Genomic DNA, 17,378 nt, shown 5'->3' on the forward strand with positions numbered 1-17,378 from the left:
TCACCTTTAGCATCTACTAGTGAGATATCAAAGAGGTCATAATCTTGATCTTTAAGGACATTTGGTGTATTTGGATCTTGGGTTTCTTTGTGTCCAACACTNATATCAGAAATATCTGTTCTCTCACCAGCTTCTAGTTGAATCATAATGCCTGACACTTCATCTTTTAGTTCACGTTTTTGGCTTGAAAGAGAGAGTTCTGGTAGATCATTTACCACACCACTACCATTGCTAAACTCGATAGATGGTTTATCTTCATTAACAGCACCACTGCCATTTGTAAATACAATGGATGGTTTATCTTCATTAACAGCACCACTGCCATTTGTAAACACAATGGATGGTTTATCTTCAGCTGTTGGTGCAGTGTCTGGTACGGCTTTATGCCCATCATTACTTGAACCAGAAATGACATAAAGTTCTTGCCCTGAAATAAAGCCGCCAATACTTTCTTTGAAATTCAATCTAATAAATCGAGCTTTATGATTTTGAGGTAAGTAAGCTACCTTATCATCACTACTTCTTACCCAACCAATGACTTCTCCAGTACTAGACCAATTTTCGCCATCAAGACTAGTGTCAATAGTTAGATAAGTTAAGGTACCATTTCCAACATCTCTTCGTGGCACATAGATGATATGATCAACAATTCGTTTGCTACCTAAATCTAACACCATCGATGATGGTACAGCTTTATCATTAAACCATTGACTATGGTATTGGGTAGATTCATCCCCATCAAAGAGTAAAGTTAATGGTTGATTTGGCTGATCCGGTGCTTCAGCAATGGCTGAAATACCATCAATTTTATTAGAAACATCCTTTGTTACAGTTTGTATTGAAATAATTTCGGATGGATCAGAATCTCCAAGTGGATTATTTCCAATCACTCTAAAGCTATAATTTGTTTCTGGAGAAAGATTATACACATTAAAAAGATTATTTTCCGTTCTACCTACTTCGATAAAATAGCTTTGACCATCTTGTGAGATTTCTTGTTCGACAATATACCACATTGTTTGAGGATCTTTATGCCAAGATAATGTTACACTTCCATGAGTTGTACGGCTAGCCTCAATCTTTGTTGGAACAACAGCTTTTTCTTCATAATTTACCATTTGACGAACAGGCATATCGACTACTGGTTGAGCACTTAAATTATTTGCTACTAAAATAGTATCAACTGTACTTTCATCCAAAAGAACATCTCTCAAGGCCTCTAATGTAATAAAAGCAATTTCTCCAGAACCTGACATGGCTTCTTTTTGACCAAAATTCACAAAACTAAATATAACATCAGTTTTTTCATCACGAGCACGAACACGAGAAAAGTTTTCTGCTTGTTTAGTAAAATCAGTTGAAGTTACAGAATTAGTCACTAAACGATATTTTGTATTATCGAATTGGAAAACAGAAGTAAGAGCATTTGTATTTAGTAGATTATCAGCAATTAATCTCACCTTAACTTGTTCACCAGCTGACAACTCTAACTTATCTGCTGCTAAAAATACTCGTCCACTAGGTGTTTGAGGGGACGGTGTTTGAACACCATCTTCTAACTGAACCGCAATCACACTAATATCTTGTGCATCTATAAGACCATTACCATTTATGTCCACATGCTTAATATAATCAAAATCACTGTCTTGTTTTCTAAGACCAGTATAGTTCAAAAATGAAGTCTTATCATCTTCTGAAATTTTACCATCTCGGTTAATATCACCAACAATTTCCATTCTGGTACCAGGCTTTTTGAAAACTAAAATTTCTTCACCAGAGACAAAATTATTGTATCCCGCAGCAATATTAGCTCTTACAAAACGTGCTTTAGGAGTTGTAAAACGGTATGTCTTAACTTGTTTATCACTGCTCCAGTTAGTATAGAATTCATCTCTAGTCCAGTTCTTACCATCTTCACTTGTTTCAAAGAAAATTTTTGTGATGATTCCATTTAATCCACCATCAGCTCTTGGATGATATTCTAAATAATCAATATGATAGACACCACCTAAATCCATAGTAATAGTTGCAGGGAATGATACAGCCTCATTCCATCTACTATGAAATTGATCTCCGAGTTGTTTATTAAATAATTTTTCCAAGCCTTGTTCAGGTTGTGCTGTTATACTTGATGTTGCTTGGATGCCATCAATAGCATTCATTAATGGATCTTCACTCGTTTTTGCAACAATCACAGCTGACCAATCAGAAACACCTTTCGCATTAACCGCTCTCACTGCAAACTCGTGTGAGCTACCATAGGATAAATCATCAAACGAAAATGTATTCCCTTTAATACCTGTATAGAGAACATCATCTTTCATAATATCATATGAATCAGCATCCTCTACAGGTTGCCAAGCAACAGTTATTGAGGTAGCAGAAACAAGTTCTTCTGGTACTTCAACTTGAGTCGGAACCGTTGGTGTTGCTAAATTTTCTGGAATTTCTTTATCTGCTGGTTTATTGACAAAACCATTAAGTGTTACATCAATTTTTGAAGCTGTGACGTCAGTCATAGCCAATTTAATTTTAACAAGACTGTTTTCAGTCACACGTAACCCTTGGATATCTTCGCTCTTAGGATTATAGGTGGCCATGATTGGATTTTCATGGTAGAAGAAGACGTTGTTGCCATTTTGGTATTCTTCTAAACTCTTCACACGAGTTAGTCTAACAGTTTCACCGTTTATAGTTGCTAATACACTTTCAACATCTTCAGAAACATTGACATGAAGTTCAGTTGTTTTATTTTTATTAAATCCTTCAAAACTTCCTTCAGTAGCATTGATGGTTAAAACAGCTGTACCTTTGATATTAGAGTCTCCTGCATGACTCTCAATCAATGTTTTTGCAACTTTACCTGATTTGTAATCAACTGTTAAACCATCATCTTCAACTAAGGTGAAATGAGAATCCTTATGAGGATAGAAAGTGATGAGGCGGTTAGTACGGTCGATCTCGGTTGGATTATTATTAGGATTTGTCATCGGAATAATTGCACCATTTTTAACAAATACAGGAATTTTCCAAAGAGGTGCTTCAAAGCCATTTAAGACTTGTCCACCTTGATATTTTTCACCTGTATGAAAATCAATCCATTCAATTGAAGCATCTGGTAAAACGATATTATTACGAATATCATCACCATTTTCTTTCATATTAGTATCTTGATAGATTGGAGCTACTAATAAATTATCACCGTACATATATTGGTATTGAACAGATTTAGTATAATTGATGGTCTCGTTAGGAAAATCAATTAACATTGCTCTAACAATTGGCTTACCTTCAGTACTTGCTTGATGAGCAGTTGAATAGGCATAAGGTACTAAAGTTGATTTACGTTTTAATGATATTCTGTTTAAATCAGTTGTTTTATCATCAAATGAGAATGGTGTTTTAGGTTTTGCTCCCCAACCATCCATATTCATCAAAATTGAAGTAAAAGTCTTCCATTGATAATCTCTCGCATTAATAATTGGATTAGCTCCACCAAATATCCCATCCATATCTGAACCCATATTAGGATTTCCAGATAGTCCTAAACCTATATAAGTCGGAATATGGAAGCGAATGTATTCCCATTCTCCCCCTGTTTGATCTCCACTCCAGATAGCTGCACTGCGCTGAGTACCACCCCAACCATCAAGGGAAATAATAAATGGTCTTGCTTGTTCTTCACTCTTTTCAGTGATAAGCTCAGCTCCTTTATCAACACCATTTAAACCAAAGGAATAACCAGGACCAACCCAGGCCACATCAGTTTTAATAACACGAATACCGGCTTCTCCAACTTCTTTGTCAATATCTCTATGAAGAACAACTTCTTTATTAGGATCTGTATCATACAAGTCAGACTGTGTCCACAATCCCACCTTGACACCCTTATTTTTAGCATATTCAACAAATGATTTTAAGTTTTGAATATTGCCATCTAGACTGTCTGTTTGCCCATAACCTGCACCATAACCATCATTTGGTAAAAACCATGATAATGGCATATCCATTGCTTTATAGCGATCAATCACTGCTCGAGCTGAAAATCTATAACTGTCCCCTTCACCATTTAAAGTTTCTTTAATAGCATTAGGACGATCATTTTCTGGCAATTGGTTGGGTTGATATTCTTTATAATACTTACCATCTAATAAAATCGCTCCTCTAGTATCACTAGGTACTTCTACCCAATAATCTCTGTTATAGGCATTGAGATGGCCTAAATAAAGAGCATATTCAGGTAAAACAACTGGTGAGCCAGTTAATTCATAGTAATCTTTTAAAATATTAGCAGGTGTATTATTTACAAAGAAATAGGCATCAAAACGCCCTTCATCATGCGTTGTTGTCGTGGTTGATGGCTCTTCTGTCCCAAAATCATACTGCCCTCGTCTAAAAGTATTTCTAAGAACACCATATCCTTTAGTTGACCAGTAAAAAGGACTCGGAGAAGCTACACCACCGTCTACCCAGTTATTTTCATTAACAATATTAACCTTATTACCTTTATGAGTGAAACGTCCATTTTGCATTCCTCCACCAAAGAAGTACTCATTATCGGCTTGAGACAAGGTTTGAGTTGTCTTATTTGTAGTAATTTGAACTGGTAAAACCTCTTTTGTGATAAGGTTGTTGGAAACCTTATCAAAAACAGATAATCTTGCTGTTTGTTTGTCAAAAACTAATTGGACTTTATCCGTTGTAATTTTGTAGCTAGTCTCATCTTCAGACATACTACCTAATGCGCTGTTAGTATCACGGTAATCCTCTAATGTCTTGATAGCAATTTTAGCTGGTCTATCTTCTCTACTTGGTGCTGGGTCTTCTACGAATTCACCAGTCTTATCAATATAATATCTAAAGACATGGTCATTATATAAGCTAACTTTAGCTTTTTCACCAGTATTATAGACAATATTAGCAATACCATTTTCAAAAGTAAGTGAGTTAATTGCCCCTACAGCATTTCGAGGTTTTTCAAATGTTTCAGAAACCTCATTTGCAGCCTCAGCATTATCTTCAAGTGCTGTTTCAATCAAAGGAGCAATTTCCACTTGATCTGCCACAGTCTCTGCTGAGCTATCTGTCACCTCTTCTGGTATTTCAGTTGTTTTTTTAGAGATTTCAGAGAGTTTAACAGTTTCATTTGTAGTTTCTGTTAATTCACTACTATCATCTACAGTATTAGATTCATCTTGTTCTAATGATGAGACCTCATTAACAGTTGCTTCTGTGGGCACTGTTGTTTCTATTTGATCAGCCAACACAGGACTAACACCAAAAAGTGATGCTCCTATAGCAACAGAAGCAACACCTACAGACAAACGTCTGATTGAAAATTTTAATCTTTTATAATAAGAAAAATTTTTCATATCATATCTCCTTTTATTTTTGTAAACGATTACAAGGATTATTTTAGCATTTCATTTTCTATTTGTAAATGAGAAAAAAATGACCTACAGATTATTTGATTTCATATTTTAAAGTTTTATACAAGAATATCAATTCCGTCATTTGACCATTTCTTTCAGAAGGAATTTTTATTTGATAAAATGATAATCCTCTCATACTATAATTTTCATGACAAATCAGTTATATCAATGAAGTAAGAGGTGATAAACATTTTGTTTTTGAATAATTATGGTATAATAAAAATGTTTAATTTAATTTTAAGGAGAAACAAATGAAATCAATGACAAAAATCCGTCAGTCCATCAGAACTGGAACAATTACCATTATGGTAATTAATATCTTTTTAATTATTATTTCTATTTTTTCTATTTGGGGAACTTATTTCGCTTTAAGCAATATCGACCAGATTGCTACAAATGATCCTATTCTAGCTGATGCCATAAGAGAAAGTGCCACACCTCTATCTTTTGTTCAAATGATTATTGGGATTATTATCTTAATAGTTATTTCTTTTCTTTGTTTCCAAAATCTAAAACACCTGAAGAATGAAAAAATGGTGAAAAAGTTACCCTACTATATTGGAATTGCCTATACTCTTTTTAACATTATTTTAACCATCATCACTGCTATGGCGTCAGGTGCACCTTTATCTTTATATATCTTTATTGTCCCAATTATTATCACTACCATCTATGCTTTTATACTATATAAAGCTAGTGAATTAGAAGAAAATAGTTCACAAGATGATGCAATAAATATTTAATCATTCAAAAAACAGTCTAGTTTTTAACTAAACTGTTTTTTCATTTTTTAACAAAACTTGTAAAAGTGGCAATTACTATCTTAATATCCTTTCATAAATCAAGTAGAATATCCTGACTAGTGTCTTCAAAGCCACTAACTGTCACACCCAATAAACGAACACCCGTTTTATTTTCAGGTAAACTTTCAAATAATTGATAAACTTCTTGTTCAATAATAGCATTATCCTGCGTAGCTTTCTCTAGGCTGCGCCTTTTTGTTTTAGTTTCAAAATCAGAGTAACGAATTTTTAGAATGATCGTTTTCCCATTTCTGTTCATTTCTTCCAAAATTTTAACTACTTGCACAACCAATTTTGTTAATTCTGCTTGAATATCCTCTTCTGTGAATAATCGTTTGGCATAAGTTTTTTCCTTACCTATAGATTTTCTAACTCTGTCAGTTTGTACTGGGCTATTGCTAATACCTCTTGCCTTACGAAACAAGTCATAACCAAAACGACCAAAAGTATCAATAAGCTCTTGTTCTGAGTAGGCTAAGAGATCTGAACCTTTTTTGATGCCCATTTTTTGTAATTGTTCAACGGATTTTACACCAACACCATGGAATTTTCCAATTGGTAAATCTGCCAAAAAAGCTTGTGCATCCTTTGGTAAAATCACTGTTAATCCTTTAGGTTTTTGATAATCACTCGCTAGTTTGGCTAAAAACTTATTGTAAGAAACACCTGCCGAGCAGGTGAGTTGTAGTTCTTTCCAAATATCATATTGAATAAGCTTAGCAATTTTTATTGCAGAAGAGATGCCTATTTTATTTTTGGTCACATCAAGATAGGCTTCATCAATACTAACGGGTTCAAAAATGTCTGTGTAACGTTTGAAGATGCCTCTAATCTGTTTTGCAACAGCACGATATTTTTCATGATTTCCTGAAATAAAAATAGCCGTTGGACATAACTCATAAGCTTCTTTTGAGCTCATTGCTGAGTGGATACCATATTTTCTTGCTTCATAGTTTGCTGTTGCCACAACACCCCTACCACCTGTTTGTCTAGGATTACTACCTATCACAACTGGTTTTCCTTTTAATTTTGGATTGTCTCGTTCTTCGACAGATGCAAAAAAAGCATCCATATCAATATGGATAATTTTTCGTGATAAATCATTAATCAGTGGATAAATTAACATAGAAAACCTCCAATATCATTATACTCCTTATTTCGTTTTCTGAAAACAATCAAACTTATAATACAGTTTATCTGTTATAGTCTTCTGTATTATAAAAGAATTTCCTTTAAAAGCCTGTTTTATTATGGAAAACAATTATTCTATGATAAAATAAAGTTATAAATTGTAACAGTTTCGTTACTAGAATAAATGAGGAAAATACATATGGCAACTGTTAAAACAAATACTGATGTTTTTGAAAAGGCCTGGGATGGCTTTAAAGGTACAGATTGGAAAGAAAAAGCAAGTGTGTCTCGTTTCGTCCAAGCTAACTACACCCCTTATGATGGAGATGAAAGCTTTTTAGCTGGTCCGACAGAACGTTCTCTTCATATCAAAAAAATTGTTGAAGAAACAAAAGCACACTATGAAGCAACTCGTTTCCCATACGATAACCGTCCAACTTCTATTGCTGAAATCCCAGCTGGATTTATCGACAAAGAAAATGAACTCATTTTTGGTATTCAAAATGATGAATTATTCAAATTAAACTTCATGCCAAAAGGTGGAATTCGCATGGCTGAAACCACTCTTAAAGAAAATGGTTTTGAGCCTGATCCAGCGGTTCATGAAATTTTTACTAAACATGTAACAACCGTTAACGATGGTATTTTCCGTGCTTACACTTCAAATATTCGTCGTGCACGCCACGCGCATACGGTTACTGGTCTTCCTGATGCTTATTCTCGTGGACGCATTATTGGAGTTTACGCACGTCTTGCACTTTATGGTGCTGACTTCTTAATGCAAGAAAAAGTAAATGACTGGAATGCTATCACTGAAATCGACGAAGAAACTATCCGTCTTCGTGAAGAAATCAATTTACAATATCAAGCACTTGGTGATGTTGTAAAACTTGGTGATCTTTATGGTGTGGATGTGCGTCGTCCAGCAATGAACGTTAAAGAAGCAATCCAATGGGTAAATATTGCTTTTATGGCAGTTTGTCGTGTTATCAATGGTGCAGCAACTTCTCTTGGACGTGTGCCAATCGTTCTTGATGTCTTTGCAGAGCGTGACCTTGCTCGTGGTACTTTTACAGAATCTGAAATCCAAGAGTTTGTTGATGATTTCGTTATAAAACTTCGTACTGTTAAATTTGCTCGTACTAAAGCTTATGACCAATTATATTCTGGAGACCCAACTTTCATTACAACATCAATGGCTGGTATGGGCAACGATGGTCGTCACCGTGTTACTAAGATGGACTACCGTTTCTTAAACACTCTTGATAATATCGGAAATTCTCCAGAACCAAACTTAACCGTTCTTTGGACTGATAAATTACCATACTCATTCCGTCGCTATTGTATGAGCATGAGTCACAAACACTCTTCTATCCAATACGAAGGTGTAACAACAATGGCTAAAGATGGTTATGGTGAAATGTCATGTATCTCTTGTTGTGTGTCACCACTTGATCCTGAAAATGAAGAAAAACGTCACAATATCCAATACTTTGGTGCTCGTGTAAATGTGCTTAAAGCTCTTCTTACTGGTCTTAATGGTGGTTATGATGATGTTCATAAAGACTATAAAGTATTTGAAATCGATCCAGTCACATCAGACGTCCTTAACTTTGATGAAGTAAAAGCTAACTTTGAAAAATCACTTGACTGGTTGACAGATACTTACGTAGATGCTCTTAACATCATCCATTATATGACAGATAAATATAACTATGAAGCTGTTCAAATGGCCTTTTTACCATCACATCAACGTGCTAACATGGGATTTGGTATCTGTGGTTTTGCAAACACTGTTGATACTCTATCAGCAATTAAATATGCTACTGTTAAACCAATTCGTGATGAAGATGGCTACATTTACGACTATGAAACAATCGGTGAGTTTCCTCGTTGGGGTGAAGATGACCCTCGTTCAAATGAACTTGCTGAATGGTTGATTGAAGCTTATACAACTCGTTTAAGAAGCCATAAATTATACAAAGATGCTGAAGCAACGGTTTCACTTCTTACCATCACTTCAAATGTGGCTTACTCTAAACAAACTGGTAACTCTCCAGTTCACAAAGGAGTTTACTTAAACGAAGATGGTTCAGTAAACCTTTCTAAACTTGAATTCTTCTCACCAGGTGCTAACCCATCTAACAAAGCTAAAGGTGGTTGGTTACAAAACTTGAATTCACTTGCAAGCCTTGACTTTAGTTATGCTGCTGATGGTATTTCTCTAACAACTCAAGTATCGCCACGTGCTCTTGGTAAAACTTTTGATGAACAAGTTGAAAATCTTGTTACAGTACTTGATGGTTACTTTGAAAATGGTGGTCAACACGTTAACTTGAATGTTATGGACTTAAATGATGTTTATGAAAAAATTATGGCTGGTGAAGATGTTATTGTTCGTATCTCAGGATACTGTGTTAACACTAAATACCTTACACCAGAACAAAAAACAGAATTAACACAACGTGTCTTCCATGAAGTGCTTTCAATGGATGATGCCTTGCAAGGTTAATCTTTACTTTAAAAACAACTTTGTCAGTCTTGACAAAGTTGTTTTTTTCGTTACAATAACACCATGGAAATAAAATACACCTCTCAAATAAACAATACTATTTATCAAGATGCCCTAAGGATTAGAAGAGAAGTTTTTGTCAAAGAACAAGGTGTCTCAGAAAGCATTGAAATAGATGATAAAGAAGATAAATGTCTCCACTTTGTCCTTTATAATGATGAACATAAAGCGGTCGCAACCGCTCGGTTGTTTCCTGCCAATGAGCAACAAGTCGTTTTACAAAGAATGTCTGTTCTAAAAACAGTTAGAAAACAGCAATATGGACAAATTCTTCTTACAAAAATACTCGATGTTGCCAGTAAAGAACACTATCAAGAGGTGATTTTGCATGCCCAGTTAACTGCTAGAAAGTTTTATCAAAAATTAGATTTTATAGCTTTTGGTGGTATTTTTGAAGAAGCGGGTATTAAGCATATTTCAATGAAAAAGAGCCTAACTCTTTAAAAAACAACAAATGGCATTAAACATTAATGTTCATCTACATAATAACTTAATATCTTTAATTTCTTAAAACAAGTGCCTTGTAATCAACTGCCTTATTTTTAAAATCCTTTTTAATACCATCACTAAAAATACCAGTAGTTTTTCTACTGGTATTGATTATTTCTATAACTTTTAGTACTTAAGCATTTTATCTCATGACTCATTTTGACGTAATTGCGATATCATAACATCTCTTAATTCTCTTCGTTTAGCAATCCACAAAGGTCTATCGTCATAAAGATAGGTTCTATTAGTTAAAAAGATAACCGCTTGTTGCGTTTCACGGTTAAACATCATAAATGGCCCTGTATAGCCAGTGTGATCTAGCCAATTGCCATCCAAATTCCAAGCAAGTGAGCGCTGTTTGTTAGACAAAGCATAGTCTTTTGTTAATTGACTAGCAAAATCATTCGTGAGGTAATGCATTATAAAAATTTCCAAATCTTTAAGGGTTGAAAATAATCCAGCAGACCCTGAATGAACTCCTAAAACACGTGCTTTGGGGTCATGAACAAGTCCTTTTGGAGCAGTTTGTGACGTTGGCACACTTTCAGTTTTAGGAGAAAACCCCGTATTAGTCATTCCAAGGGGTTGAAACAATTTCTTAGAAAAGAGTTTATCTAAAGATTCTTGGTAATAATACTCAAGCAAAAAACCTAGAAGAAGAAAATTAATATCAGTGTATAAAAAATGGTTATCATTTGTTACTCTTATCTGATGAATCGCTTCTTTTAATCCTTCTGCTCCCAGCTTATCACGATTAGCGATAAAAGGATTAATGCCAGAGGTATGCGTTAATAATTGTCTGATGGTTACTTGATCATTGTTGAAAAAAGGGTAATAAGTTGTAAAAGGGTCATCAAGCTTAAAGGTGCCATCATTGATAAGATAAATCATTAATGTCCCGACACCAATAACCTTTGAAACACTTGCTAAATCATAGGAAAGATTCTCCTTGGTGGGAACATTAGGACTCGTTTCTCCTATGTAGTATTCCTTCCACCCCTTATCGTAGATGGCTAAACTAGCTCCTAGATAGAGATTATCACTTATTTGTTCCTTTATTTTTTCAATGATATTTTGATGACTCATTTTTTTACAAACCAGATTTCAATATTACTATAATCAGAAACTACTAAAAGATTTTGCTGTTTATCAATAAACGTTGATAAGCCATTTTGTCTCAAATGATTGTTTAAAAACAACAAATCATAATCTTTTGATACACTAAATTCCAAAATTTCTATATCCCAGGTGATATGAGGTTCAATTGCTAAATCTTTACCCTCATTTTCAACAAAGCTAATATTAATAGGCAATTGGTTTCCTAGAATTTCTTGATAAAAGGTTTTTGCTTTCTCAATATCAGACACATTTAAAATTATTTCTTCAATAGTATAATCAGTTAGCCCTTTAAAAGATAAATTTAAGTCTAATTCTGGTCGCTCCACTAATTTTAAACTAGAAACATCATCTTCAGCATGAATTAAAAAAAGATCATTTTCTGGTGATACAGTTTCAAATGCGTAACCATTATCTCCTTTAAATACTCGTTTGATATCAGCACCATTAGCAATGAGAGACTCGATATCGTCTTTCTTTTTAGCTTTGATGATTATTTTGTGTAATTTTTTGGGGCCATTAACAGCTCTTGTTCGAGTTGTTGGTGATTCTTCAATCATAAAAATGGCTTTTTTTCGTTCTAAACTTCCAAAATAAACAAGAGAGCCCTCTTCTGATAATAATTTTAATCCTAATTTTTTTTGATAAAATTGGATATTTTCATCACGGCTATTAATTCTTAAAACTGGGATTTTAAATTCAATATGATCAAATATTGGCATGTCTCTCTCTTTCTATTCAATTCTTTTATTCTATTCAATTCTTTTATTCTATTCAATTCTTTTATTCTTTGTTAATGATATACTCTTACATTATCGTTATTTCACTAAAATTGCAATCATTATGCCCTTTGGATTCTAAACACAATATAGAAAAAGAGGTAAATACCTCTTTTCTTGTTATTTCATGTACAAATATTTAAAAGCCATGACTGCTATAATTCCTGCTAATATTGGGATAATAACTGGTACCCACGCATACCACCATTTTGAATCAGGTTTTGCATCTCCTAAAACAGATTTAGGTAAAAAATGATGGAGAATTCTTGGACCAAGGTCCCTTGCAGGATTTAGTGCTGGACCAGTTGGCCCACCAAGACTAATCACAAGTACTAAAACAAGAAAACCAACACCAACATGGGCAACAGACAAACTACCACTTAGTACATGAGAAACAGAATCAAATACTTCTTTAGTAGAAACCGTACCACCAGATTGATTAATAATTTTGGAAATTATTTCTACTCCAAAATAGTTTTTAGTCAGAGCCAGAGCACCAAAGAATAAAACGAATGAACCGACAAATTCATTTACCACACCATTAAATAGGGAGGCTTTTTGACTTTCTTTAGTCCCATCATCCAAGGCTGATATGGTTGAAAATGACCCCAAAATATGATTAGGATTCTCTGTCTTTTTGAAATAAGGTTGATACACCCCAACAACAACCAACTGACCAAACATGGCACCTAATAATTGGGCAATGATATAAGGAAGAACGTGTCCCCATGGAAATAATCCTGAAACTGCTAAACCAATAGTAAAAGCAGGATTAATATGGTTACCAGAAACATTACCAAACATCAAAGCAGGCATCATAACCCCTAAACCATATCCAAAAGCAATAACAAGCCAACCACTATTATTTCCTTTTGTTCCTTTTAAATCAACGTTTGCAACAGCACCATTCCCCAATATTATTAAAAGAGCAGTTGCGATAAACTCCGTAAGGTATTTCACAGTCCATGTGACATCCATTATATTTTTATTCCTTTCGCCATTTAACTTTTTTTAGACAAGTAACATTCTATCAAGTATAATAGAGAATGTAAAGATATTATAATGATTTAAAACGCTTACATGAAAAGGAGTTTAAAAATTTATGAAATATAATCAATATAGTTATATTGACACGGAAAAAGAACAACAACTTGCTGAATTACAAGTATTAGGATTTGATTTTTCAACACAACAATCCAATAAAAAACAATTTGAAAATTTTATCAAAAAAACTTTTTTACATCATTCTGACAAGGATTTTGCCTTAAGTCGCCTTATTGCTAATAAAGAAACAGATTTATTAAATTTTTTTAAGTCAGATACCCCTATGACTGATGAAATTTTTTATACTATTTCTTTGCAATTGTTAGGTTTTATCCCAAATGTTGATTTTGATAATACGATGACTTTTATCAAAACAATCGACTTCCCTATCACCTATAATGAAGAAAATGTGGTCGACAACCTCTATCACCTCTTAAACACACGTGGTAAAAATGGGATGATACTTATTGATCACTTGATTAGTCAAGGATTAATCAAACCAACCAATGACTATCTCTTTTTCAATGGCAAAAGTTTGCCAACTTTTGATACCAATCAATTAATTCGTGAGATTGTTTATGTAGAAGCACCAGTTGATACCGACCAAGACGGGCAACTAGATTTGATTAAAACAACAATTATTCGCCCAAAAACCACCCATCTCATACCAACAATGATGATGCAAAGCCCTTATCATCAAGGCATTAACGATCCTGCATCTAATAAAAAGTTATACAAGATGGAAGGTGACTTAAGTGTTAAAGACCCTCATAGCATTTCAGTAACCAATGAAGAAATTACTCTCAAAGAAACAACTCCTTCTTCCCTTGAGGAGGGGAATGCAGAGGAAAGCTTTAGTTTTACAAAAACGTACAGCCTTAATGATTACTTGCTTGCAAGAGGTTTTGCGAATATCTATGTTTCTGGTGTGGGTACGCTAGACTCAACTGGACTAATGACAAGTGGTGATTATCAGCAAATTGCATCTTTTAAAGCTGTTGTTGACTGGCTTAATGGCCGTGCTAATGCCTATACTAGTCATAGACGTGATAAACAAGTAAAAGCCACTTGGGCAAATGGACTTGTCGCAACAACAGGAATTTCTTATCTAGGAACCCTCTCTACAGGTCTTGCCACAACAGGTGTTGAAGGCTTAAAAGTTATCATTGCTGAGGCTGGTATCTCATCATGGTATGATTATTACCGTGAAAATGGTTTGGTATGTAGCCCTGGTGGCTATCCTGGTGAAGACTTGGATGTCTTAACAGAGTTAACTTATTCACGTAATCTAGCTGCCGGTGACTACCTTAGAAATAATGAAGTCTATCAAAAATTCCTCAAGGAACAATCACAAGCACTAGATAGAGAAAGTGGCGATTACAATCAATTCTGGCATAATCGTAATTATGTCACCCATGCTGATAAAGTCACTGCTGAAGTCGTTTACACTCATGGACTCCAAGACTGGAATGTGAAACCACGCCACGTTTATAATATCCTAAACGCCTTACCTGAACAGGTCAAAAAACATGTCTTTCTTCATCACGGTGCCCATGTTTATATGAATAACTGGCAGTCCATTGACTTTAGAGAAAGCATGAATGCTCTTTTAAGCCAAAAATTATTAGGTCATGATAATGGCTATACGCTACCAAGTGTTATCTGGCAAAATAACCAAGAAGCACAAAGCTGGGAAACCCTTGCAACTTTTGGCTCAGAGAAAAAAGACAATATGCCATTAGGTGACAATGAAAAAACCATCCAAAACCACTATGATGAGGACACTTTTAATGGTTACAGTAAACAGTTTAAAAACTTTAAATCTGATTTGTTTGACAATAAAGCCAATGAAATTGTTGCTGACATCAAGTTAGAGAAAGATCTTCACATCAATGGAGAAATCATTCTTAATTTAAAAGTGAAATCAAGTGCTAACAAAGGGATCCTCTCTGCTCAAGTACTGGACTTTGGCAAAGCTAAAAGACTTGGTGATAACCCAAAAATTATTGAGGGTAAAAGTATTGATAATGGGATTGATTTTGCAAGAGAACACTTGATGGAACTACCTTTTACAGAGAGCCCATATCGTGTCATTACTAAAGGTGTCCTTAACCTGCAAAACCGTACTAACCTTCTAACCGTTGAAAACGTGACACCAAAGGAGTGGATGACCTTTAGCTTTAAGTTACAACCAACCATCTATCGCCTTAAAAAAGGAGATAGTATCCGTGTCATTCTCTATACGACAGATTTTGAACATACCATTAGAGATAATAGCGACTACAGCTTAACGGTAGATTTGTCAGAATCTACAATAACAGTACCGATTGTTTAAAAAATATTATCAAAAATAGTAACAATTACTTTGCCACATGCCAAAAAGAGACACCAAACGGTGTCTCTTTTTTACACTCCCCCTATAAATTTTTCTTTAGTATGCGACCTAACCAAAGATAAAAAACTATCATACCAATCACCAATAAAGCTAAAGGAATCCATCTTTGCCATAGTTCTCCTTGTAGTATTCCTAAAAGATAATATCTTTTAATCACACCACTACAAAATAAGGCTACGGCAAGCACAAAAACTGGTCTAAACAAAGATATTCTAAACGAAGAAAATAATAACACAGAAAGAAAACCTAACAGTAATAATAAATTGTAAGGCCAAGATATAGTGATAATATAGGAAAATTGATTTAAAGTTTTTAAAATAAGAGCTAATACTATGAAAATAATAAAAATACTACCGGAAACTAAGTAAACCAGATATTTTTGAAATTGACTATAAATACTTTTTTTCAATAAATAAAACAAGAAAAAGATATAAAGAAATCCCAATAACCCAAAGATAAAGAAAGATAAAATATTAATATCTAGCGAAGCGGAATTAGAAAATTGATATAAGGAAAAAGAACCAAAGCCATAGAATGCTATAATCACTATTAAACCTAAAATGTTCCATAATGATTCAGGCTTTGCTTGTTTTAACAAATCATCTGCTAACTCTTTAGGATTTCTTCCAAATCTCCAGATAAATCAATCCAAGCTAGGTCATTCTTTTTTTTATGATAGTAAAACACTTCATAGAAAGAATCTAAGGATGATTGGAACAAGTAGCAAGTAGATAAGAAATAAACCAGAACTTAAAAAAGTTAGTGTTTCAAATGGGGTCAATTCTTTATTCTTTTTCATTCTTCCTCGCTTTCTATCTTTATGATAATGTTGAGATAAATTTATTATAAATGAAACTATCACCTCTACCAATGAAACTAAGTTAGTTTCTCAAATCAATCCAATATCTTTTTATATTTTCATCATCACTAGCATCATATCTCGTATCCTCATAGACACCACCATTAGCTAGAATTGTTTTATCAGAACCAATATTATCTTCTGCACACGTGAGTAGGACTTTTTCAAGTCCCATTTTTTTAGCTTTCAACAAAGCTAAATGAAGTTGCTTTGTAGCATAACCTTTTAAGCGTTCGCTTGGTTTAATCGAATAACCAATATGTCCACCAATGTTAAGTAGAAACTCTGTTTTAATATGATGTCTAATATTACACATGCCAACAATGACATTATCCGATTGTCTGACACACAAAAAAGTCGTTGAGGGGACTCTATCTGGTGGACAAGTTGACTCATCAGACATCTTTTCAAGATAAGAAAGCCAATCAGAAATCTTTTCATACTTATCTAATTTACTACTTCCATAAATATGTTCCTCACCAAAAGATTTACGATAAGCGATTAATTCTGTTTCATAAGCAAGACTAGGTTGAATTAATGATAAGTTATCCATGAGACACCTCCAAACTTTTTCTATTATTATAACATAGCTAATTAATAAATAATAAAGACAATTGAAAATGGATTGAAACATCTATATAAGTAAAAATACTCACCATTTCTAAGGATAAGTATTTCTACAATTATTTTTAGTTATGAGTATTTTAAAAGTGTCATTAAACTGGTGTTTTTAGAAAACCAAAATTACACCATCCATA

At 34.0% G+C, this 17,378-nt stretch carries 11 protein-coding genes; 4 read left to right on the forward strand and 7 right to left on the reverse strand.

What is annotated here, in order from left to right:
• Positions 1-5,372, reverse strand: a 5,372-nt coding sequence (locus tag A3I1_RS07960; protein ID WP_018370262.1) for a discoidin domain-containing protein, incomplete at its 3' end; no start/stop codon positions are given.
• A 311-nt stretch (positions 5,373-5,683) separates the two neighbouring features.
• Here A3I1_RS07960 and A3I1_RS0105405 point away from each other — a divergent pair.
• Complete coding sequence (locus tag A3I1_RS0105405; protein ID WP_018370263.1) at positions 5,684-6,175, forward strand: hypothetical protein; 492 nt, start codon at positions 5,684-5,686, stop codon at positions 6,173-6,175.
• A gap of 91 nt (positions 6,176-6,266) precedes the next feature.
• Here the strand turns inward: A3I1_RS0105405 and dinB are convergent, their stop codons facing one another.
• Positions 6,267-7,361, reverse strand: a complete 1,095-nt coding sequence (gene dinB / locus A3I1_RS0105410) for a DNA polymerase IV (protein ID WP_018370264.1) — start codon at positions 7,359-7,361, stop codon at positions 6,267-6,269.
• Between the two features lie 204 nt (positions 7,362-7,565).
• On the opposite strand from dinB, the gene pflB reads away from it, so the two are divergent.
• Positions 7,566-9,878: a formate C-acetyltransferase gene (gene pflB / locus A3I1_RS0105415; RefSeq protein ID WP_018370265.1), complete on the forward strand. Its 2,313-nt coding sequence runs from the start codon at positions 7,566-7,568 to the stop codon at positions 9,876-9,878.
• 63 nt (positions 9,879-9,941) lie between these two features.
• Positions 9,942-10,382, forward strand: coding sequence for a GNAT family N-acetyltransferase (locus A3I1_RS0105420; protein ID WP_018370266.1), 441 nt, complete (start codon positions 9,942-9,944; stop codon positions 10,380-10,382).
• 192 nt (positions 10,383-10,574) lie between these two features.
• On the opposite strand, the gene A3I1_RS0105425 is transcribed toward A3I1_RS0105420, so the two are convergent.
• The 3 genes from A3I1_RS0105425 to gla form a co-directional block, all read right to left on the reverse strand.
• Positions 10,575-11,513 carry a serine hydrolase domain-containing protein gene (locus A3I1_RS0105425; protein ID WP_018370267.1) on the reverse strand — a complete coding sequence of 313 codons (939 nt, stop codon included), beginning with the start codon at positions 11,511-11,513 and terminating at the stop codon, positions 10,575-10,577.
• The gene (locus A3I1_RS0105430; protein WP_018370268.1) at positions 11,510-12,265 is read right to left on the reverse strand and encodes a CppA family protein; all 756 of its coding nucleotides are present in this window, start codon (positions 12,263-12,265) and stop codon (positions 11,510-11,512) included. Before A3I1_RS0105430 ends, A3I1_RS0105425 begins: the two co-directional genes overlap by 4 nt.
• A gap of 177 nt (positions 12,266-12,442) precedes the next feature.
• Positions 12,443-13,300: an aquaglyceroporin Gla gene (gene gla / locus A3I1_RS0105435; RefSeq protein WP_018370269.1), complete on the reverse strand. Its 858-nt coding sequence runs from the start codon at positions 13,298-13,300 to the stop codon at positions 12,443-12,445.
• Between the two features lie 124 nt (positions 13,301-13,424).
• Between gla and A3I1_RS0105440 the strand changes: the two genes are divergently transcribed.
• Positions 13,425-15,701 carry a Xaa-Pro dipeptidyl-peptidase gene (locus A3I1_RS0105440; RefSeq protein ID WP_018370270.1) on the forward strand — a complete coding sequence of 759 codons (2,277 nt, stop codon included), beginning with the start codon at positions 13,425-13,427 and terminating at the stop codon, positions 15,699-15,701.
• Positions 15,702-15,783: 82 nt separating this feature from the next.
• On the opposite strand, the gene A3I1_RS0105445 is transcribed toward A3I1_RS0105440, so the two are convergent.
• Together A3I1_RS0105445 and A3I1_RS0105450 are read right to left on the reverse strand one after the other, a co-directional pair.
• Positions 15,784-16,359 (reverse strand): hypothetical protein, encoded by a 576-nt coding sequence (locus A3I1_RS0105445; RefSeq protein ID WP_018370271.1) that lies wholly within the window; start codon positions 16,357-16,359, stop codon positions 15,784-15,786.
• A gap of 283 nt (positions 16,360-16,642) precedes the next feature.
• On the reverse strand, positions 16,643-17,173 hold the full coding sequence (locus A3I1_RS0105450) for a GNAT family N-acetyltransferase (RefSeq protein WP_018370272.1): 531 nt from the start codon (positions 17,171-17,173) through the stop codon (positions 16,643-16,645).
• Positions 17,174-17,378: the final 205 nt, after the last annotated feature.

This window comes from Streptococcus marimammalium DSM 18627, assembly GCF_000380045.1.
GTDB lineage: Bacteria > Bacillota > Bacilli > Lactobacillales > Streptococcaceae > Streptococcus > Streptococcus marimammalium.

What these genes read in the sequence shown, in the direction of transcription:
- A3I1_RS0105425 (WP_018370267.1), bottom strand. Translation starts at nt 11,513, where the DNA reads ATGAGTCATCAAAATATCATTGAAAAAATAAAGGAACAAATAAGTGAT.
- A3I1_RS0105430 (WP_018370268.1), bottom strand. Translation starts at nt 12,265, where the DNA reads ATGCCAATATTTGATCATATTGAATTTAAAATCCCAGTTTTAAGAATT.
- A3I1_RS0105405 (WP_018370263.1), top strand. Translation starts at nt 5,684, where the DNA reads ATGAAATCAATGACAAAAATCCGTCAGTCCATCAGAACTGGAACAATT.
- A3I1_RS0105450 (WP_018370272.1), bottom strand. Translation starts at nt 17,173, where the DNA reads ATGGATAACTTATCATTAATTCAACCTAGTCTTGCTTATGAAACAGAA.
- pflB (WP_018370265.1), top strand. Translation starts at nt 7,566, where the DNA reads ATGGCAACTGTTAAAACAAATACTGATGTTTTTGAAAAGGCCTGGGAT.
- gla (WP_018370269.1), bottom strand. Translation starts at nt 13,300, where the DNA reads ATGGATGTCACATGGACTGTGAAATACCTTACGGAGTTTATCGCAACT.
- A3I1_RS0105440 (WP_018370270.1), top strand. Translation starts at nt 13,425, where the DNA reads ATGAAATATAATCAATATAGTTATATTGACACGGAAAAAGAACAACAA.
- dinB (WP_018370264.1), bottom strand. Translation starts at nt 7,361, where the DNA reads ATGTTAATTTATCCACTGATTAATGATTTATCACGAAAAATTATCCAT.
- A3I1_RS0105420 (WP_018370266.1), top strand. Translation starts at nt 9,942, where the DNA reads ATGGAAATAAAATACACCTCTCAAATAAACAATACTATTTATCAAGAT.